The organism is Rhodothermales bacterium (assembly GCA_039944855.1).
Classification (GTDB): domain Bacteria; phylum Bacteroidota; class Rhodothermia; order Rhodothermales; family JANQRZ01; genus JBBSMX01.
This window is the reverse complement of the sequence record JBDUXZ010000020.1, coordinates 434,994-455,010: the sequence shown is the minus strand read 5'-3', so window position 1 is coordinate 455,010 and position 20,017 is coordinate 434,994. Positions and strand designations below refer to the sequence as shown.

Sequence of the window (20,017 nt, the reverse complement as noted above, 5' to 3'; positions counted from 1 at the left end):
CCTCGTAACCCTGCCGTCATGGGCGTCCACCGCCCTCGCCACAGCCGACTCCGTCGCGTCGCTGCGCACCGAGGCAGGCGCTTCGTTTCGTCCCCCGCCCTTTTCGCAACACCGACTGCACCTTTCGAGGGCGAGGTCCCGTACCGCCATCATGCTAAAAAATTAGCGCCCTGCGGAGACCCGCCCGCTCGTCGCCTTCTGCTCCACGTAGCCGCGCCGTCCATGCTGAAGAACTACCTCAAGGTCGCCGTTCGGAATCTCCGCCGCTGGAAGGGCTACGCGGCGATCAACGTATTCGGCCTCGCCGTCGGGCTCGCCTGCTTCGTACTCATCGCGCTCTTCGTGCGCGACGAGCTGAGCTACGACCGCTACCACGCGAAGGCGGACCGGATCTACCGCATGGTCGAGATCATCGAGGGCGCGGAGGAGTCGGCGAGCAACCCCCTCCCGGTGGGCGCGGCGATCGCCGAGACGTACCCGCAGTTCGTCGAGGCGGCCGTGCGGTTCTTCAACCTCCAAGCCCCGACGCTCGCGCTCTCGTACGAGCCCGCCGGCGGCCCGGCCCGCGCCTTCAACGAGGCGAAGTTCTTCTTCGCCGACTCGACCGTCTTCGACGTGTTCGACTTCGCCCTCGTGCGCGGCGACCGCGCGACCGCGCTCGACCGGCCGAACACGGTCGTCCTCACCGAGGCGGCGGCGCAGCGCTACTTCGGCGACGCCGATCCGGTCGGCAAGACGCTGCTGTTCGAGGAGCAGCACCCGCTCGAAGTGACGGGCGTGCTCGCCGAAGTGCCTGCCACGTCGCACTTCACGTTCGACTTCCTCGCCTCGTTCTCCACGCTCCGCTCGTCGGTCTACGCCCAGAACCCCGGCATCCTCGACTTCAACTGGTACTGGAATCCGGCGTGGACCTACGTCCTTCTCCGCGAGGGCGCCGCGCCCGACGCCCTCGAGGCGCAGTTCCCCGACTTCATCGCCCAGAACTGGCCCGATCAGATCAAGGAGCAGTCGCACCTCTACCTCCAGCCGCTCGCCGACATCCACCTGAAGTCGAACCTCGACTTCGAGATCCGCCCTAACAGCGACGACCTCTACGTCTACGTCTTCTCGCTCATCGCCGTGTTCGTCCTCCTCACGGCGTGCATCAACTTCATGAACCTCTCGACGGCGCGCTCGATGAGCCGGGCGAAGGAAGTCGGGATGCGGAAGGCGATCGGCGCGCAGAAAGGCCAGCTCATCGGGCAGTTCCTGAGCGAGTCGATCCTGCTGAGCACGATCTCGCTCGTCGTGGCGCTGCCGCTCGTGTGGGCGCTGCTGCCGGTGATGAACGCGATGGCGGACAAGGCGATCACGCTCAACCCGTTCGCCGTGCCGTGGCTGTGGCCCCTCCTCGCCGTCGTCGCCCTCGGCGTGGGCGCGCTGTCCGGGCTGTATCCGGCGTTCGTGCTCTCGCGGCACGAGCCGGCGCACGTGCTCAAGGCGTCGGGGCGGACGGGCACGGGCGGCGGCGCGTCGGAGGTGCTGCGGCGCGGGCTCGTCGTCGCGCAGTTCGGCATCTCGATCGCGCTCATCGCCGGGACGTTCGTCGCCGCGAACCAGCTCGACTACCTCCGCAGCGCCCGCCTCGGCTTCGACGCCGAGCAGGTGGTGATGGTGCCGATCCTCCGCACGCCCGCCATCCAGCAGTACGACGCCATCAAAGGCGCGCTCCTCGAACACCGCGGCGTCCAGGCCGTGACGATCTCCGAGGACGTGCTCGGCAGCAAGTACCAGACGAACACCTACCTGCCCGAGGGCTTCGCCGACCCCGTCCAGTTCCCCCGCATGCTCGTCCACGACGACTTCGCGAAGACGTTCGGCATCCGCATGGTGGCCGGGCGGGACTACCAGCTCGGCCGCGACCCCGGCCCCGGCGTCATCATCAACGAGGCGATGGTGGAGCGCCTCGGCTGGGAGTCGCCGCAAGATGCCGTCGGGCGGAGCATGGGTCCGGCCGGGCAGAACGGGGAGCTGCAACGCCGCATCGTCGGCGTCACGGAGGACGTCCACTTCGCCTCGCTCCACCAGCCGATCGCGCCGTTCGTCTTCGACCGGATGAACGACGGGATGGCGAACTTCTTCGGCCGCTACCTCGCCGTCCGCATCACGCCCGACGACGTGCGCGGCACGCTCGCCGACATCGAGCGGACGTGGACCACGTTCCTCCCGGACCGCCCGTTCGAGTACCTCTTCGTGGACCAGGAGCTCGACCAGCTCTACCGCGCCGAGGAGAACCTGAGCCGCGTCGCCGGGGCGTTCTCGATCCTCGCGATCCTGATCGCGTGCCTCGGCGTGTTCGCGCTCGCGGCGTACGCGGCGGAGCAGCGGAAGAAGGAGATCGGCATCCGCAAAGTGCTCGGCGCGAGCGTGCCGGGCCTCATCGCGCTGCTGTCGAAAGACTTCGTGCGGCTCGTGCTCGTCGCCTTCGTCGTGGCCGCGCCGGTGACGTACTTCGCCGCGCAGCAGTGGCTCGGCGCGTTCGCGTATCAGGTGCCGGTGGGGCCGAGCCCGTTCCTGATCGCGGGCGTCCTCGCGCTCGGCATCGCGCTCGCAACGGTGAGCTTCCACGCCGTCCGCGCCGCCACCGCGAACCCGACCTCGACGCTCCGCGCCGAGTGACGCGCGGCCCCCGGCGGTGCGCGCTGCCGCACACGGCCTGTGCGCTGGCGCACACCGCCGAGGGATCGAGCACGGCGTGACTCCCCATTTCAGCGGTCGGCGAGCGGCGGCATACCCCTTGCGCAGGCGGAAGCACCACGACTCCTCGCCGCCATGCTCAAGAATTACCTCGTCGTCGCCCTCCGCTCGCTCCGTCGTCAGAAGGGCTATGCGTTCATCAACGTCTTCGGCCTCGCCGTCGGGATCGCCGTCTGCCTCCTCGCCGGGCTATTCGTCCGCAGCGAACTGAGCTTCGACCGCTTCCACGAGAAGTCCGAGCGGATCGTGCGGCCGTGGGTCCATGAGGAGTACGGGCCGGACGAGCAGTTCACGAACACCGTCACGCCGCTCCCGCTCGGACCGACGCTGGCCGCTGAGGTGCCGGAGGTCGAGGCGTTCACGCGGACGCTGCCCTTCACGGTCACCGTCGTGCGCGGGGCCGAGGCGGCGAACGAGAGCGCCCTCCTCGTGGACCCGGCGTTCTTCGACCTCTTCTCGTTCCCGCTCGTGTCCGGCAGCGCCGACCCGCTCGCCCGACACGACGCCGTCGTGCTCACCGAGACGACCGCGCAGCGCTACTTCGGCGAGGCAGACCCCGTCGGGCAGGCGCTCACGCTGCGGCTGGACGACGCGGAGCGGACGTTCACCGTGGCCGCCGTCGCCGCCGATCCGCCGACGACCTCCAGCGTGCAGTTCGGCGCGCTCCTCCCCTTCAGCCAGGTCGACGGGGTGGTGAGCGAGCGGCAGCTCCAGAGCTGGTTCAACGTCAGCGCCGAGACGTATGTGCTCCTGCGTGACGGGGCGACGCCCGCCGAGGTCGAAGCAACGCTGCCGCCCGTCATCGCGACGGCGCTCGGGCCCGATTTCGAGGGAACGTACACAGTCGGGCTTCAGCCGATCCGTGACATCCACCTCAACCCGGACCTGCCAACCGGCATCGCGGCGGTGAGCGATCCGCGCTACGCCGTCACGCTGGGCGTGATCGCGCTCCTCGTGCTCCTCATCGCCTGCATCAACTTCACGACGCTCGCCGTCGGGCGGAGCGTCGAGCGGACGCGCGAGGTCGGCGTGCGCAAGGCGATGGGCGCGCACCGGAGCCAGCTCATGGGGCAGTTCTGGGGTGAGGCCGCGCTGATGACCGGCCTCGCGCTCGTCGCCGGATTCAGCCTCGCCGTCATGGCGCTGCCGACGTTCAACGACATCGCCGGGCGCACGCTCTCGCTCCGGCCCGACGCGGGGCTCGTGCTCGCCGCGCTCGCCCTCACCGGAATCGTCGCGCTCGTGGCGGGGAGCTACCCGGCCGTCGTACTCTCGCGCTCGCGCCCGGCCGAGGTGCTGCGTGGGCGGCTCGGGCTCGGGACGCGCTCGGGCGTCCAGCGCGGCCTCGTCGCCCTCCAGTTCGCCCTCTCGATCGGGCTGCTCGCGGGCACGCTCGTCATCGCGCAGCAGCTCCGCTACCTCCAGTCGACGAACCTCGGCTACGCCGCCGACCGCGTCGTCGCCCTCCCCAACGCCTCCGACTTCCGGGCCGGGCTGGAGCCGCTCGCCCCGCTCCTCGGCGCGCTCGGGCAGGAGAGCGCCGTGAGCGCCGTGAGCGCGGGCGCTTTCTCGTTCGGCGACCCGGCGTGGGCGGAAGGCGGCTTCACCGACGCCGCCGACCGCTACCGCACGTTCCGCTTCAACGCCGTCGCCCCGGACTTCCTGACGACGATGCAGATCGCCCTGCTTGAGGGCACCGGCTTCGCCCCAGCGCCCGCGCTCGCGGCGCAGCAGGTCGTCGTCAACCAGGCGTTCGCCGAAGCCTTTGACGGCGTCGTCGTCGGGCAGCCGTTGCCGGAGCCGTTCGCGGCGTACACCGTCGCCGGGGTCACCGAGGACTTCCACTACGCCTCGCTCCACACGGCCGTCGAGCCGCTCCTGCTCGTGACCGAAGCCCAGCCGCTCTTCCAGGGACTGGAGAACGTCGGCTTCGCTACCTCGCCCGACCTCGACGTGCTCGTCCGGCTCGGCCCCGGCCCGCTCCCGGCGGCGATGGCGGCACTGGAGCGCGTGTGGACCGCGACCGCCCCCGACCGCCCCTTCGACTACGTCTTCCTCGACGACGCGCTCGACCAGCAGTACCGGGCCGAGGAGCGGCTCGGGCGGATCGTCGGCATCGCGAGTGGGCTGGCCGTGCTGATCGCGTGCCTCGGGCTGTTCGGCCTCGCCGCGCTCGTGGCGACGCAGCGGCGCAAAGAGATCGGCGTGCGGAAGGTGCTCGGCGCGAGCGTGCCGGACCTCGTGCTGCTGCTCTCGAAAGACCTCGCCACGCTCGTCGGCGTCGCCTTCGTCGTCGCGGCCCCGCTGGCGTACGTGCTGGTCGGGCAGTGGCTCGACGACTTCGCGTACCGCATCGAGGTCGGGCCGGGCGCCTTCGCCCTCGCGGGCGGGCTGGCGCTCGTCGTCGCGCTCCTCACGATCACGGTCCACACGCTCCGCGCGGCCACCGCCGATCCGGTCGAAGCGCTCCGCACTGAGTAAGGGCACGATGCATTGTGCCCCTCCGAGCCCCTACTGTCATGCTAAAGAACTACCTCACGATCGCCCTCCGCAGCCTGAAGCGCCGCGCGGGCTACACGCTCATCCACGTCGCCGGGCTCGGCGTCGGGCTCGCGTGCTGCCTGCTCATCGCGCTCTTCGTCCGCGAAGAGCTGAGCTACGACCGCTTCCACGAAAACGCCGACCGAATCGTCCGCGTCGCCAGCGACTGGGGCGACTTCAGCGTGCCGTCCACGAACTGGCCGTTCGTGCAGGCCCTCCGCGCCGACTACCCCGAGCTTGAGGTCGCGACGCTGCTGCGCTACGGCGGGGCCGTGCGCCGGGGCGAGCAGCACCTCCGCGAGCCGGAGATCTTCTACGCCGACCCCACGCTCTTCGACGTGTTCTCGTTCGCCCTCGCGAGCGGCGACCCGGCGGACGCCCTCGCCGAGCCGTACACCGCCGTCCTCTCCGAAGCGGCGGCGCGGAAATACTTCGGCGATGCCGACCCGCTCGGCGAGACGCTCACGCTCTACGGCGGCGTCGACGTCACCGTCACCGGCGTGCTCGCCCCGCTCGGCGGCTCGTCGCACTTCAACCCCGAGTTCGTCGTGTCGTGGGAGACGCTGGGCGCGCTCGGCTACCTCGACCAGTTCGGGTGGGGCAGCAACAGCGTCTACACGTACGTCCTCTTGCCCGACGGGATGGACGCCGCGACGCTCGAAGCCGCGCTGCCCGCCATCGCCGAGCGCCACGCCGGCGAGAACTGGAACGGGGCGGCGCTGACGCTCCAGCCCCTCGCGAGCATCCACCTCCACTCGCACCACAACATGGAGTTGGAGGCGAACGGCCGCGCCTCAGCCGTCTGGCTCTTCGGCGCCGTGGCCCTCTTCATCCTCCTCCTGGCGTGCGTCAACTTCATGAACCTCGCCACGGCGCGGAGCGTGGAGCGCGCCCGCGAGGTCGGCGTGCGCAAGAGCGTCGGCGCGCAGCGCGGCCAGCTCGCCCGGCAGTTCCTCACCGAGGCCCTCCTCCTCGCCGGGCTCGCGCTCGGCGTCGCGCTCGCGCTCGTCGCCCTCGCCCTCCCCCTCTTCCGCACGCTCGCCGACCGCGCGCTCGTCGTGGACGCGGGGGCGGCGGTGCTGGCCGTGCTGGCGGCACTCGGGCTCACGCTCGCCGTCGGCCTGGTCGCCGGGAGCTACCCGGCGCTCGTGCTCTCGGGCTTCCGCCCGGCCGAGGTGCTGAAGGGGGCGTTCGCGACGAGCGGGCGCGGCGTGGTCCTCCGCAAAGGGCTCGTCGTGTTCCAGTTCGCGATCACCGTCGCGCTCCTCGTCGGCACGTTCGTCGTCTACGGCCAGCTCGGCTTCCTCCGCAGCGCGAGCCTCGGGTTCGACAAGGCCCGGCTCGTCAGCGTGGACCTGCAGGAGGAGCCGCCCGACGCCTTCCTCGCCGCACTCGCCCGACGGCCGGAGGTGGTCGCCGCCGCGGCAGCCTCGACCTCGTTCCCGAGCGAGCTCCTCGACGGCGACGGACTCGCCTTCCGCGACGCGACGGAGATCGACGCGTTCGTCGGCGTCCGCACCGTCGCCGTCAGCCCCGACTTCTTCGACGTGCTCGGGGTCGGGTTCGAGGCCGGGCGCGGGTTCGTGCCCGGCTCCGCGCCGGACTCCAGCGCGGTCGTGCTCAACGAGACGGCCGCGCGGCTCCTCCTCGCCAAGTCCGAAGATCGAGCGGCCGGCGACATCGCCGACTTGATCGGGACGGAGGTGCTCGTGAACGCGCCGCTGAGCCGGGGCGGCGCGCTCGTCCCCATCCTCGGCGTCGTCGAGGACTTCAACATGGCGACGCTGCACGAGGCCGTCGAGCCCGTGCGGTTCATCCTCCGGCCGGACCGGTTCGACGTCGCGCTCGTGCGCGTCGGACCCGGCGAGGCGACGGCCACCGTCGCGGCGCTGCGGTCGGCGTGGGCCGAGGCGCGGCCCGGCGCGCTCTTCGAGTACCGCTTCACCGACGCGGCCTTCGACGCGGCATACCGGGCGGAGGAGCGGCTCGGCACGCTCGTCACCGTCTTCGCCGGGCTCGCCGTCTTCATCGCGTGCCTCGGGCTGCTCGGGCTCGCCGCGTACGCCGCGCAGCAGCGGCGCAAAGAGATCGGCGTGCGGAAGGTGCTCGGCGCGAGCATCGGCCAGATCGTAGCGCTCTTGACGAAGGATTTCGCCGCGCTCGTGCTCGTCGGCTTCGTCGCCGCCGTGCCGCTCGCGTGGTGGGCGATGGACCGGTGGCTCGACGGCTTCGCCTACCGCGTCGACCTCGGGGCCGGCGTGTTCGTCGGGGCCGGGCTCGTGGCGCTCGCGGTGGCGCTCGCCGCCGTCAGCGTGCAGGCCCTCCGCGCGGCCTCGACCGATCCCGTGCAGGCCCTCCGGCACGACTAACGGGGCGGGCTGCGCGCTGGCGCACAGCGGCTGTGCGCCAGCGCACACGGCCCGGCAGAGAATCGGCCCAAATGCGGCGCTGCGGCGATTCCGGGCCGCAAACGTGGGGTGGCATATCGCTTGCAAGAGCGGGCAACGTCCTCCCTCTACCCCCGGTCTCATGCTCAAGAACTACCTCGTCGTCGCCCTCCGCAGTCTCCACCGGCAGAAGGGCTACGCCGCGCTGAATGTCGTCGGCCTCTCCGTCGGGCTCGCGTGCGCGTTCTTCATCCTGCTCTGGATCACGAGCGAGGTCCGCTACGAGCGCTTCCACGAGAACGGCGACAACCTCTACCGCGTGATGCGCCACGCCGAGTTCGGCGGCGAGGTCCAGACCTGGCACGCCGTGCCGACGCCGCTGGCCGAGGTGCTGGAGGCGGATTACCCCGAGGTCGAGCACGCGACGTTGCTCTCGTGGCCGGTGAGCCCCCTCTTCACGCGCGGCGACGCGATCCATCGCGGGGAGGGCTACTACGCGGGCCCCGCCTTTTTCGAGATGTTCTCGTTCCCGCTCCTCGCGGGCGACCCCGCGACGGTGCTCGATGACCCGTCGTCGGTCGTGATTTCGGAGACGCTCGCCGCGAAGGTGTTCGGGGCGGACTGGACGGCCGACGAGGTCCTCGGACAGACGCTCACCGTCGAGCACCGGAAGGACTTCCGCATCACCGGCATCTCCGCCGCCGTGACCGAGCCCACCGTCTTCCGGTTCGACTTCATCCTCCCGGTGGAGGACTACACCGCGCGCAACGAGTGGACGGAGCACTGGGGCAACGCCGGGCTGGAGATCTACGTCGAGTTGAGGGAGGGCACCTCGGCCGCCGCGCTCGACGCGAAGATCGCCGACGTCATCAACGAGCACAACGACGCGGCGAACGCGACGCCGTTCCTACAGCCGGTCGCGGACATGCGCCTCTGGGGGCTCTACGAGGACGGCGAGCTCGCAGGGGGGCGGATCGAGTACGTCCGCATCCTCGGCGTCGTGGCCGTCTTCCTGCTGCTCATCGCGGCCATCAACTTCATGAACCTCGCCACGGCGCGGAGCGCGCAGCGCGCCCGCGAGATCGGCGTGCGCAAGGCGCTCGGGGCGGGCAAGAGCTCGCTCGTGCGGCAGTTCCTCGTCGAGACGGTCGTGCTGGCGCTCGTCGCCTTCGCGCTCGCGCTCGGCCTCGTCGCCACGCTGCTCCCCGCCTTCAACGACCTCGTGCGGAGTGACCTCGCCCTCGGCGACCTCCCGCCGAGCTACTACCTCATCGGCGTGGGCATCGCCATCGTGACGGGGCTCGTCGCCGGGAGCTACCCCGCGCTCTACCTCTCGTCGTTCAGCCCTGTGGCGGTCCTGCGCGGGACGTTCCGGCAGGGGCGGGGCGAGGTGCGCTTCCGCGAGGGCCTCGTCGTGTTCCAGTTCGCCCTCTCGACGCTCCTCATCGTGGGCACGCTCACGGTCTACCTCCAGATGGACTACGTCCGCGAGAAGAACCTCGGCCTCGACCGCGAGAACGTCGTATCGATGACGCTGGAAGGGCCGGCGCGGGACCAGTTCGAGTCGTTTCGGCAGGAGCTGCTCGGGCGCCCCGGCATCGCGTCCGTGACGGCGTCGAACCAGAACCCCCTCAACGTGGGCAACTCCACGACGGACCCGACGTGGGCGGGCAAGCCCGAGGACGACAACACTCTCTTCTACGTCATCAACACGCGGCACGGCTTCGTGGAGACGATGGACATGGAGCTGGTGGCGGGCCGGACGTTCTCGCGCGACTTCGCCGCCGACTCGGCCAACGTCATCATCAACGAGCGCGCCGCCGAGGCGATGGGCATGGAGAACCCCCTCGGGCAGGACCTCGCGCTCTGGGGCCGCGAGGGGCAGATCGTCGGCGTCGTCAAGGACTTCCACATACGCTCGCTCTACGCGCCCATCGAGCCGACGATCCTCCGCCTCGAACCGGAATACTCCGACTTCCTTTACGTCCGCACGGCGGCGGGCGAGACGGCCGCCGCGCTCGCGAGCCTGGAGGCGGTCTACGCCCGGTTCAACCCCGGCTACCCCTTCGAGACCACGTTCCTCGACGAGGAATACGAGCGGATGTACCAGGGCGAGCTCGTGGTGGGCACCCTCGCCAACTTCTTCGCGGGCGTGGCCATCTCGATTGCGTGCCTCGGGCTGTTCGGGCTCGCGGCCTACACGGCCGAGCGGCGGCGCAAAGAGATCGGCGTGCGGAAGGTGCTCGGCGCGAGCGTCGGCGGCGTGGTGACGCTGCTGTCGCGCGACTTCGTCCGCCTCGTGCTCATCGGGTTCGCGCTCGCCGCACCGCTCGCGTGGTGGCTCATGAACCGATGGCTCGACGGCTTCGCCTACCGCGTCGATCTCGGGGCGGGCGTGTTCCTCGTCGCCGGCGCGGCCGCGCTCGTGATCGCGCTCGCCGCCGTCAGCGGGCAGGCCCTCCGCGCCGCCACCGCCGACCCCGTCGAGTCGCTCCGTTACGAGTGAGGGCGCAGCACGCTGCGCCCCTACACCAACCCCACCGCCATGCTCAAGAACTACCTCCTCATCGCGCTCCGCACGCTGCGCAAGCGGCCCGGCACGACCCTCATCAACGTCGGCGGGCTCGGGCTCGGGCTGGCGTGCTCCTTCCTCATCGTGCTCTTCATCCAGCACGAGCGGAGCTTCGACGGCTTCCACGAGCACGGCGAGCGGATCGTCCGGCTGACGTACACCCGCGGCGACGCGCAGTACGCCAACTCCGCCGCCGGCTTCGCGCCGCTCCTCGCCGAGGCGTTCCCCGAGGTCGAGCACGCCGTCCGCCTCGACCTCGACCGCCGCCCGTTCCTCCGCCTCCCCGACGGGACGGTCCGCCGGCTCGAAGGGCTCGCCCTCGCCGACGAGGCCTTCTTCGAGACCTTCTCCTTCCCCCTCTTGCGCGGCGACGCGGCGACGGTCCTCGACAGCCCCTTCGACCTCGTGCTGAGTGAGGCCGCCGCCGCATCGCTCTTCGGCGACGCCGACCCCGTCGGGCAGACCGTGGACTACGACGGGCAGACGCTGACCGTGACGGGCGTGATGGCCGACGTGCCCGCGAACTCGACGATCCGACTCAGCGCCATCGCCGCATTCCCGCTTCTCGCGGCATTCCACGGGGAAGAAGCCCTCACCGACTTCACGAACCTCAACTACTACACCTACCTCCTCCTCCGTCCCGGCACCGACGCCGAAGCGCTCGCCGCGAAGATGACCGCGCTCGCCCGCGAGCGCTTCGGCGACGACGGCGAGAGCGACTACGCGGCGCTCCTCCAGCCGCTCGACGACGTCTACTTCAACACCGGGCTCACCTACGACACCGGCCCGCACCGCGACGTGGGCACGCTCTGGACCTTCGGCGCGATCGGGCTGCTGATCCTCCTCATCGCGTGCGTCAACTTCATGAACCTCGCCACCGCGCGGGCCACGCAGCGCGCCAAAGAGGTCGGCGTGCGGAAGGCGGTCGGGGCGCACAAGCAGCAGCTCGTCGGGCAGTTCCTCGTCGAGTCGGTGGGGCTGAGCGTGCTCGCCGTCGGCGTCGGGATCGGGCTCGCGGCGCTCGCGCTCCCGTTCTTCAACGACGCTATAGGTACGGCGGCGCGGCTCGACTTCGGCCAGACGCTGACCGTCCTCGGCCTCGTCGGGATCGGGCTCGGCGCGGGGCTCGTGGCGGGGAGTTACCCCGCGTTCTACCTCTCCGCGTTCCTGCCGGCGCGCGTGCTCAAGGGCGAGGTGGAGCACAGCGGTGGCGGCGTGGCACTGCGCAAGGGGCTCATCGTCTTCCAGTTCGCCGTCTCTGCCTTCCTCATCGTCGCCACGCTGACAGTCTACGACCAGCTCCGGTTCATGCAGGGGCGCGACCTCGGCTTCGAGAAGGAGCAGGTGCTCTTCCTCACCCCGCCGCCGCCCGTCTGGCAGCAGATCGACACGTTCACCGACGAGGTCGGGGCCGATCCGCGCATGCTCGCCGTCGCGCAGTCCGGCGGCCTGCCGGGGCGGACCGGCACGAACCGCGGCTACAACTGGCCCGGCCAGGTCGGGGCCGACGAGCAGGGCGACAGCTTCTGGACGATCCCCGCTGGCCCGGGCTACCTCGACGTGCTCGGCATCGACCTCCTCGCCGGGCGCTTCTTCTCCGACGAGATCACGACCGACACGCTCGACACGTACGTGCTCAACGAGACGGCCGTGCGGCAGCTCGGGCTGACGCCGGAGGAAGCCGTCGGCGCACCGTTCCGTGCGTGGGACCGGCCGATGGGCCAGATCATCGGCGTGACCGAGGACTTCCACTTCCAGTCGCTCCACCAGGAGGTGCAGCCGCTCGTGATGAACTACATCCCGTGGTTCGGGATCGTGTCGATGCGCGTGGCGCCGGGCGACCTCCCCGGCACCCTCGACCATCTCCGCGCGACGTGGGAGCGGTTCGCCCCCGGCTACGCCTTCGACTACACGTTCCTCGACGCCGACTTCGACCGGCTCTACCGGGACGAGGCGCGGCTCGGCCAGCTCTTCGCCTTCTTCGCGGGCGTCGCCATCTTCATCGCCTGCCTCGGCCTCTTCGGGCTGGCCGCCTACACGGCGGAGCGGCGGCGCAAAGAGATCGGCGTGCGGAAGGTGCTCGGCGCCAGCGTGTCCCAGATCGTCGCGCTCCTCGCGGGGGAGTTCGCCCGCCTCGTGCTCGTCGGCTTCGTCGTCGCCGTGCCGCTGGCGTGGTGGGCGATGGACCGATGGCTGGCCGACTTCGCCTACCGCGTCGGGATGGGGCCGGGCGTCTTCGTCCTTGCCGGCGGGATCGCGCTCGTCATCGCCCTCGCCGCCGTGAGCGGGCAGGCCCTCCGCGCGGCCTCGGCCGACCCCGTCCGCTCGCTCCGCACGGAATAACCTCGCTCCCATGCTGACAAGCTTCGTCCGCCTCGCTTGGCGCCACCTCGCTAAGTCCCCCGGCTACACGCTCCTCAACGTGGGCGGCCTCGCCCTCGGCATCGCCGCCGCGTTCGTGCTCGGGCTCTACGTCCGGCAGGAGCTGACCTCCGACCGCGCCGTGCCCGACGCCGAGCGTGTCTACCGCATCGCGACGGACTTCTATCAGATGGGCGGCTTCGCCAACAGCCAGGAGCAGCTCCTCGACGTGCTGCCGACGGAGACGACGGTGATCGAGGCGACGACACGGCTCAGCGGCTCGCAGCGGTCGACGCCGTTCCTCGTGGGCGACACGCGCTTCGAGGAGCCGGATGTGGTCTGGGCCGACACGGCGTTCTTCCAGGTGTTCGCGTTCCCGTTTGTTGCGGGCAGCGCCGAGGCCGCGCTCCGGGCACCCGACGGCCTCGTGCTGACCGAGCAGGCCGCCGCCCGCTTCTTCGGCGACGCCTCGGCGATGGGGCAGACCGTGCTCGTCGGCAAGGAACAGGTGCCCCACCGCGTCACCGGCGTCGTCGCCCCGCCACCGGGGCCGACGCATCTCGGGGCCGCCCTGTGGCTCCCGCTCGTGCGCGAGGAGACACCCGCGGGGTGGACGAACGTCGCGTACTACAACTACGTCAAGCTGCGCCCCGACGCTGCGCAGGCGGACCTCGAGCGCGGGCTCGACCGCATCCTCCGCAACCACGCGTACCCCGCCAGTGACTTCGAGGGGTCGTTCGGCGCGTGGGCTGCCGCCCCGCTGGCGGTGCAGTTCTTCGTCCAGCCGCTCCACGACATCTACCTCCATTCCGACTTTAACTTCGAGCTTCGACCTGGCGGCAACCCGGCGCAGGTCTACGCCCTCGGCATTGTCGGGCTGTTCATCCTCCTCATCGCCGGGGTGAACTACGTCAACCTCACGACGGCGCGCTCGACGGTCCGCGCCCGCGAGGTCGGCGTCAAAAAGACGATGGGAGCGACGCAAGGCTCGCTCGTCCGGCAGTTCATCGCCGAGACGGTCGTGTTCAGCCTCGTCGCCGCGGCCGTAGCCGTGGTGCTCGCCGAGGGGATGCTCGCGGCGTTCGCGTTCGTGACCGGCACGCCGCTCATGGACAGCGTGCTCGCCGACGGCCAGTACGCGCTCGCCCTCCTCGGCTTCTCGCTCGCCGTGGGCGTCCTCGCTGGGCTGTATCCGGCGTTCTACCTCGCCCGCTTCCGGCCCGCGGTGATCCTCAAAGGCGGGCTGAGCGGGGGCGGCAACCACCGGCTGCGCGGCGCGCTCGTCGTCGGGCAGTTCGCCATCGCGATCGTGCTCGTCGTGGGGAGCCTCGTGGTCTACCAGCAGCTCACGTTCATGCAGCGCGTCGACAAAGGGCTCGCGCCGGACGGCGTGGTTTTCGTCGAGAATATGGGCGTGCTCGGCGACCGGGGCGAAGCGTTCCGGCGGTCGCTCGACGCGCTGCCCCACGTCGAGGAGACCAGCCTCGCCGGGCGCGTTCCGACCGGCTCGGGCGTGATGATGTACACCTACCAGACCCCGACGATGGAGGAGGCGCTGACGCTTCAGACCTTCCGGGGCGACGAGCACTACCTCTCCGCCCTCGGGATGCGCCTCGTCGCCGGGCGCCCCTTCTCCAGCGACCTCGCCTCGGACAGCAGCGCGCTCATCCTCAACGAGGCCGCCGTAGCGGTGCTCGGCCTCGGCGCGGACCCCATCGGGCAGGTCGTCAACGAGGATGAGGTCGTGGTCGGCGTCGTGAGCGACTTCCACTTCCGGTCGCTGCGCGAGCGGATCGAGCCGACCGTCGTACAGTACGCCCCCGGAGGGAGCCAGCTGATCGTGCGCTTCGGCGGCGCGGACACGGCCGACTTCCTCGACCGGATGCAAACACTCTGGCAGGGCTTCGCGCCGGACGAGCCCCTCCGCACCCGCTTCCTCGACGACAACTTCGCGGCGCTCGCGGCGCAGGAGCGGATGCTCGGGCGGGCCGTGTCGTTCTTCACCCTCCTCGCGCTTGCGATTGCAGCCATGGGACTGTTCGGGCTCGTCGCCTTTGCGGTGCAGCAGCGGACGAAAGAGATCGGCATCCGCAAGGTGCTCGGCGCGAGCGTGTCGTCGATCCTCGCGCTGCTCTCGAAGGACTTCCTCCGCTTTGTCGGCGTCGCGTTCGTGGTGGCCGTGCCGCTCGCCTACCTCGTCGTGAGCCGGTGGCTCGACGGGTTCGCGTACCGGATCGACCTCGGGCTCGGCGTGTTCGTCGCCGCCGGGCTCGCGGCCCTCGCGATTGCGCTCGTCGCCGTCAGCGCCCAGGCCCTCCGCGCCGCCTCGGCCGACCCCGTCGAGTCTCTCCGTTACGAATAGCTCACCGCAACAGCGTCACCCGCTGCACGACGCGGCGGTCGAGCCCGGCGAGCGCGTAGAGGTACAGGCCCGCGGCGAGCCGCTGCCCACCGTCGCTCCGCCCGTCCCACCGCACCTCGTGCGTGCCCCCCGCCTCGACCCGCTCGACGAGCGTGCGGACGGGGCGCCCGAGCACGTCGTACACGCGGAGCGAGACCGGCATCGGATGCGGCAGCGTGTACGCGATCCGCGTGGCCGAGCGGAACGGGTTCGGCGCGCTCGGAGCGAGGCCGAGACCGTCGGCGTCCGGTGCTTCGTCGGCGGCGTCCACCGTCTGCCGTACGCCTGTGATCATCCGCACCGTGTTCGGGTGGATCTGCGGGAGCGCGACGAGTTCGGCCGTCTGGTTGAGGTACAGCGTATCACCCGTCATGCTCGCCGAGATGCCGTTCGGACGGAAGAACTGCGCCTCGGCCGCCGGGCCGTCGGCGAGGCCGGTGCCCGAGCCGGCGAGCACGCGCGCGACGCCGCCGAGCGTCACCTCGTAGATGAAGCCGCCCCAGTTGCAGACGTAGAGCCGTCCGTTCGCGAACGTGAGGTGCCCGTTGCCGATCGGCGCATTCGAGAGCGAAACGAGTTCGCTCGCCGCCCCGTCCGGCGTGATCTTGACGATGCGGCCGTTGTTGAAGTTGGCCGTGTAGAGGTTGCCGTCGTCATCGATCGTGAGGCCGTTGGGGCAGCTCATCAGCGGGCTCGACGCGAACGTCGTCGTGGTGCCGTCGGGCGTCGTCTTCGAGATGCGGCCCGGCGACTGGCAGTTCGTGTTGTACACGTTCCCCGCGGCATCAACGGCGACGCCGACGGGCGCGACGATACCTTCCGTCGCGTATGTCGTCACCGTTCCGTCGGGTGTGATCTTCGAGATCCGGTTGCCGCCGATGTTCGACTGGAAGAGGTTGCCTTCGGCGTCGAACGCGTTGCCCGACGCTCCGGCGAAGCCCGTGGCGAAGACGGAGACGTCGCCCTCCGGCGTGACGCGGTAGACCGTCGTGCCGCCGTTCTGGTTGAGGAAGCGCCCGAAATCGGCGACGTAGATGTCGCCGTCCGGACCGACGGAGACGCCACCGCTCGCGGTGAACGGTTCGGTGAACGTGGTCACGGTCTGGGCCGAGACGGCCCCTGTGAAACCGAGGAGGAGGAGGCCGAGCGTAGCGATGCGCATGAAGCGAGGGGTCTGTTGCCTAGAGAGTCTAGGGTAGAATAGGAACCCACACCTAGTCTATCAAGGGGAATGATCGTGCCCCATCCTCCGACCCGGGTTGCGCGCCTCATGCCCGGTGCCGCACCCCCCCTCTCTGCTGTGAGCCCGCCACGAGCAACACCCCCACGGCGAGCCCGACCCCAAGCACGCCGAGCACGACGGGTCCGTCGAGCCCGCGGTCGAACATCGGGCCCCACCGGCCGAGGAGGTCGTCGTAGACCAGCGCCTGCGTGGCATGCGCGAGGACGAGGCCGGCGAGCGCGGCCCCCACCGCCATCCCGATCTGCACCGCCGGGTCGGCGTCGTCGCCGCCGTAGAGTGCGGCCCGACGCGCGCGACCATGCGCGTGCCGCAGCGCCGCGAACGCCAGCGCCAGCAGCACGAGGGCCGACAGGCCGAACGCTCGCCAAGCCATGGGACGAACGGGGTCAGCATAGAGCTGCTTCAGCGGGTGGAGCGTGGGGGCCTGCGCGATCGTCAGCGGCGCGACTTCGGCGCGGACCTCCGCCAGCGTCACGCCCTCGCGGAGCCGGCCGACGACGTAGAGCCCCCGGTCGGCCGGCCACGACGCCGGGAGCCGGTGCCACAGGTCGACGCGGTGCGAGAGCTGGGCCGCCTCGGGCATCACCCCGACGACCGTGTGCGGCTGCCCGTCGAGGTCGAGCGTCGCGCCGAGCGCCGAACGGCTCCGCTGGAACCGTCGCTCCCAGAGTCCGTCGCTGATCAGAATCTCCTCGCGCTCGCCGTGGCTGAGGGTGCGACCCACGATGGGCGCGACGCGGAAGACACGGAAGTAGTCGTCGCTGATGAGCATCACCTCGACCCGCTCGTCGGGCGCGTCACCGCCGAGGGCCAAATCCAGCGCGTTGAACGCCGTCAGGCGCTCGAAGCTGGTGCCCTCCGCCTGCCACCGCGCGACGACGTCCGGCGGGACGAGCGCGTCCTCCCAGCCCGCCCCGGACCGGACGAGCCTGTCGGCGTCGTCGAAACGGAGCGGGCGGACGAAGACGGCGACGGCGAGCGAGAACGCGGCGGCGAACGCCCCGAACCCGACGGCGAACACGAGCCCGGTCACGACAAGCCGCTGCACCTCGCGCAACGGATGCGTCTGCTCGGCCCAGAGGCAGGCCGCCGCGATGTGCTCCACGTCGCCGAAGCGGTCGAGCGCGTCAGCCTCGGCCTCGGCGGGGGCCATCCCCGCGCGGCGGTTGTCGTCGGCCCGCAGCGCGAGGTGCGTCCGCAGTTCCTCCTCGATCTCACAAGCGAGGGCGCGGCGGCGGTGCGGCGTCAGCGGGCGGGGCCAGCGGGCAGGCATGGCTCAGCCCTCCGTCGGCGCGAACTGAAGCACCTTTGCCGTGGCGGTCGTGAACCGTTCCCAGAACGCGACCTCCTCATCGAGCTGGCGCTTTCCCGCCGACGTGAGTCGATAGAATTTCGCCCGGCGGTTGTTCTCCGACGTGCCCCACTCGGCCTCGATCCAGCCCTTCGCCGCCATGCGGTAGAGCGCCGGGTAGAGCGAGCCCTCCTCGACGACGAGTGCCTCGTCGGAGACCTGTTGCAGGCGACGCACGATGGCGTAGCCGTGCATCGGCCCGGCGGTGAGCGTCTTCAGGATCAGCATGTCGAGCGTGCCTTGCAGCAGCTCGCCGGGTTTGCGGGGCATCGGAGCGGCGGTCGGAGAGCAGGGGAGAGGCCCGAAACGTAGGGATCCACCCCTTGTGTGTCAAGGGGAAAAGCCTGTCTCTACTCTCCGTCGGCATCCTCGCTCACAACCGCACCATCCGCTCCACCCGCCGCTGCCCGCCCGCCTCGACCGCGATGAGGTAGACGCCGGCGGGCAGGCCCGCCACGTCCAGCGTCACCTGCTGCTCACCGGCCGCGTGCTGCTCTGCCGGAGGTGTCCGTACGATCCGCCCGAGCACGTCGTAGATCCGCACCCGCACTACGCCCGGTCGCGCGAGCGTGAACGACAGCGCCGCCCGGTCCCGCGCCGGATTCGGGTGGAGGTCGAGCCGAAGCCCCGCCTCGTCGCCACTCGGTACGGAAGCATCTTCGCTCGCGACCGGCAGGAGGTCGCCGCCTTCGACGGCGCGGAAGAACGCGTTGCTCCCCACAGCCTCGTACACGTCTTCCGCCCCCGACGGCCACGCGACGACGACCGAGTCGATCTCTGTGGCATCGCCGAGACCGAAGTGCGCGCGGAGGTCGTCCTGGCTGCGGTCGCCCGTCGGACTGCCCATGATGTAGCGGGTCTGCCACGTCGGCGCATCCGAGATCGTCGCCTTCACGCGGACGACGGCCCCGATGCCGGAGCGGTTCGACGTGGTACCGACCACGCGGATGTTGATCCAGTGGTTGCCGTTCGTGGCGGTGTTGCGGTAGAGAGCGTTCGAGTTGCCACCCGGCCCCGTGGCCGCGTTGACGACGACGGCGTCGAGGAATCCGTCGTTGTCGTAGTCGGCCCACGCCGCGCCCCAGGAGTTGCCCGAGGTCGAGACGATGGACCCTACGTCGGCCGATGTCATCGAGGTGAACGTGCCGTCCCCGTCGTTGCGGTAGAGCTTGTCGAGTCCGCCGTTCGCGACGAGCAGGTCGAGGTCACCGTCATTGTCGTAGTCGCCCCAGCCGCTGCCGAGCGTGCCGTCGGTGTCGGTCACGACGGGGCCGCTCGTGATGGCGGTGAACACGCCGTCACCGTCGTTGCGGTAGAGGTAGTTCGAGACGCCGCGCGGCCCGCCGGCGTGGCCGAGGAAGAGGTCGGGATCGCCGTCGTTGTCATAGTCGCCCCAACTCGCCTGGAAGTCGTTGTCGAAATGGGTCACGACGCCGCCCGTGGTGACCTCCTCGAACCCGAGCGTGCCGGTGTCCGCAAGGAGGCCGCGGAAGAGGCGGTGGTTCTCGGCCTGGCCCGGCAGGAAGCGCCCACTCTTGGCGAGGAGCAGGTCCTGATCGCCGTCGCCGTCGAAGTCGATCCAGCTCGCGACGCCCGTGCTCGGCTCGGAGCCGGGCTCGACGAACGTGGGCGTCACCGACGTGAACTGCCCGCTGCCGTCGTTCTCGTAGAAGAAGTCGTCGGCCGCGTGGAGGTTGTCGGGCACGTGGAGGTCGAGGTCACCGTCGTTGTCGTAATCGACCCAGCTGCTGCTCCACGTGAAATTGGCTTCCGTCGCGGGCGGCATGTCGTTGACGCGGGTGAAGCCGAAGGTCGGCGGGCCGTCGTTGCGGTAGAGGAAGTTCGCCTGCGCAGGCTGCGTGACGGGCGGCGGCACGTTCCCGCCCCGGTTGCTGACGTAGAGGTCGAGATCGCCGTCGTTGTCGTAGTCGGCCCAGACGCTACCGCGCGAATCGCCGAGCGTCGTGACGACCGGGCCGTTGGCGACGGCCGAGAACGTGCCGTCGCCGTCGTTGCGGTAAAGTCGGCTCGGCTGGCCGCCGTTCGCCACGAAGAGGTCCGGGTCGCCGTCGTCGTCGTAGTCGCCCCACGCGACGCCGAGGCTGTTATCGCTGTGGGTGGCAACGGGGCCGGTGGTCACGCGGGTGAACGACTGCGCGTGGAGCGTCGGTGCGAGCGTGAAGACGAGAGCGAAGAGGGCGAAGGACAGCGCGTAGCGAGGAGGCATAGCTGGGCAGGCTAGGGTCGAGGACGGGAAGAGGATGCCGGAGCGGCAGCCTCGACCTCGTATACCCAGATATTCTAGGGGAGCCAAGCCTCGCCGGCCAAGGCACTTCCTCATACCCTGAATGCCTAGGCATATAGCGACGACCTGCGCGCTGCCGCACAGCCGGTGGGCGCTGGCGCACACCGACCGGCCGCGCAC

At 70.5% G+C, this 20,017-nt stretch carries 10 protein-coding genes; 6 read left to right on the top strand and 4 right to left on the bottom strand.

The window, feature by feature from the left end; translation table 11 throughout:
- The first annotated feature begins 222 nt into the window (after window positions 1-222).
- The 6 genes from ABJF88_10990 (at window position 223) to ABJF88_10965 (ending at window position 14,959) form a co-directional block, all read left to right on the top strand.
- Entirely contained in the window at window positions 223-2,658 is a 2,436-nt protein-coding gene (locus tag ABJF88_10990; GenBank protein ID MEP0547448.1) for an FtsX-like permease family protein, read from the top strand.
- 153 nt (window positions 2,659-2,811) lie between these two features.
- Entirely contained in the window at window positions 2,812-5,217 is a 2,406-nt protein-coding gene (locus ABJF88_10985) for an ABC transporter permease (GenBank protein MEP0547447.1), read from the top strand.
- Between the two features lie 38 nt (window positions 5,218-5,255).
- Window positions 5,256-7,646: an ABC transporter permease gene (locus ABJF88_10980; GenBank protein MEP0547446.1), complete on the top strand. Its 2,391-nt coding sequence runs from the start codon at window positions 5,256-5,258 to the stop codon at window positions 7,644-7,646.
- Window positions 7,647-7,806: 160 nt separating this feature from the next.
- Window positions 7,807-10,170, top strand: coding sequence for an ABC transporter permease (locus tag ABJF88_10975; protein MEP0547445.1), 2,364 nt, complete (start codon window positions 7,807-7,809; stop codon window positions 10,168-10,170).
- Window positions 10,171-10,209: 39 nt separating this feature from the next.
- On the top strand, window positions 10,210-12,579 hold the full coding sequence (locus ABJF88_10970) for an ABC transporter permease (GenBank protein MEP0547444.1): 2,370 nt from the start codon (window positions 10,210-10,212) through the stop codon (window positions 12,577-12,579).
- Window positions 12,580-12,589: 10 nt separating this feature from the next.
- Window positions 12,590-14,959, top strand: coding sequence for an ABC transporter permease (locus ABJF88_10965; GenBank protein MEP0547443.1), 2,370 nt, complete (start codon window positions 12,590-12,592; stop codon window positions 14,957-14,959).
- Between the two features lies 1 nt (window position 14,960).
- Here the strand turns inward: ABJF88_10965 and ABJF88_10960 are convergent, their stop codons facing one another.
- The 4 genes from ABJF88_10960 to ABJF88_10945 form a co-directional block, all read right to left on the bottom strand.
- Window positions 14,961-16,160: a FlgD immunoglobulin-like domain containing protein gene (locus ABJF88_10960; GenBank protein MEP0547442.1), complete on the bottom strand. Its 1,200-nt coding sequence runs from the start codon at window positions 16,158-16,160 to the stop codon at window positions 14,961-14,963.
- Between the two features lie 106 nt (window positions 16,161-16,266).
- Window positions 16,267-17,514: an ABC transporter permease gene (locus tag ABJF88_10955; protein MEP0547441.1), complete on the bottom strand. Its 1,248-nt coding sequence runs from the start codon at window positions 17,512-17,514 to the stop codon at window positions 16,267-16,269.
- 3 nt (window positions 17,515-17,517) lie between these two features.
- Window positions 17,518-17,862, bottom strand: a complete 345-nt coding sequence (locus ABJF88_10950; GenBank protein ID MEP0547440.1) for a PadR family transcriptional regulator — start codon at window positions 17,860-17,862, stop codon at window positions 17,518-17,520.
- Between the two features lie 103 nt (window positions 17,863-17,965).
- On the bottom strand, window positions 17,966-19,819 hold the full coding sequence (locus tag ABJF88_10945) for an FG-GAP-like repeat-containing protein (GenBank protein ID MEP0547439.1): 1,854 nt from the start codon (window positions 19,817-19,819) through the stop codon (window positions 17,966-17,968).
- Between the last annotated feature and the right edge of the window lie 198 nt (window positions 19,820-20,017).

Bases quoted from the DNA above. Each gene is read 5' to 3' on its own strand.
- ABJF88_10965 (MEP0547443.1), top strand. From the start codon at position 12,590: ATGCTGACAAGCTTCGTCCGCCTCGCTTGGCGCCACCTCGCTAAGTCC.
- ABJF88_10960 (MEP0547442.1), bottom strand. From the start codon at position 16,160: ATGCGCATCGCTACGCTCGGCCTCCTCCTCCTCGGTTTCACAGGGGCC.
- ABJF88_10950 (MEP0547440.1), bottom strand. From the start codon at position 17,862: ATGCCCCGCAAACCCGGCGAGCTGCTGCAAGGCACGCTCGACATGCTG.
- ABJF88_10970 (MEP0547444.1), top strand. From the start codon at position 10,210: ATGCTCAAGAACTACCTCCTCATCGCGCTCCGCACGCTGCGCAAGCGG.
- ABJF88_10975 (MEP0547445.1), top strand. From the start codon at position 7,807: ATGCTCAAGAACTACCTCGTCGTCGCCCTCCGCAGTCTCCACCGGCAG.
- ABJF88_10990 (MEP0547448.1), top strand. From the start codon at position 223: ATGCTGAAGAACTACCTCAAGGTCGCCGTTCGGAATCTCCGCCGCTGG.
- ABJF88_10945 (MEP0547439.1), bottom strand. From the start codon at position 19,819: ATGCCTCCTCGCTACGCGCTGTCCTTCGCCCTCTTCGCTCTCGTCTTC.
- ABJF88_10980 (MEP0547446.1), top strand. From the start codon at position 5,256: ATGCTAAAGAACTACCTCACGATCGCCCTCCGCAGCCTGAAGCGCCGC.
- ABJF88_10955 (MEP0547441.1), bottom strand. From the start codon at position 17,514: ATGCCTGCCCGCTGGCCCCGCCCGCTGACGCCGCACCGCCGCCGCGCC.
- ABJF88_10985 (MEP0547447.1), top strand. From the start codon at position 2,812: ATGCTCAAGAATTACCTCGTCGTCGCCCTCCGCTCGCTCCGTCGTCAG.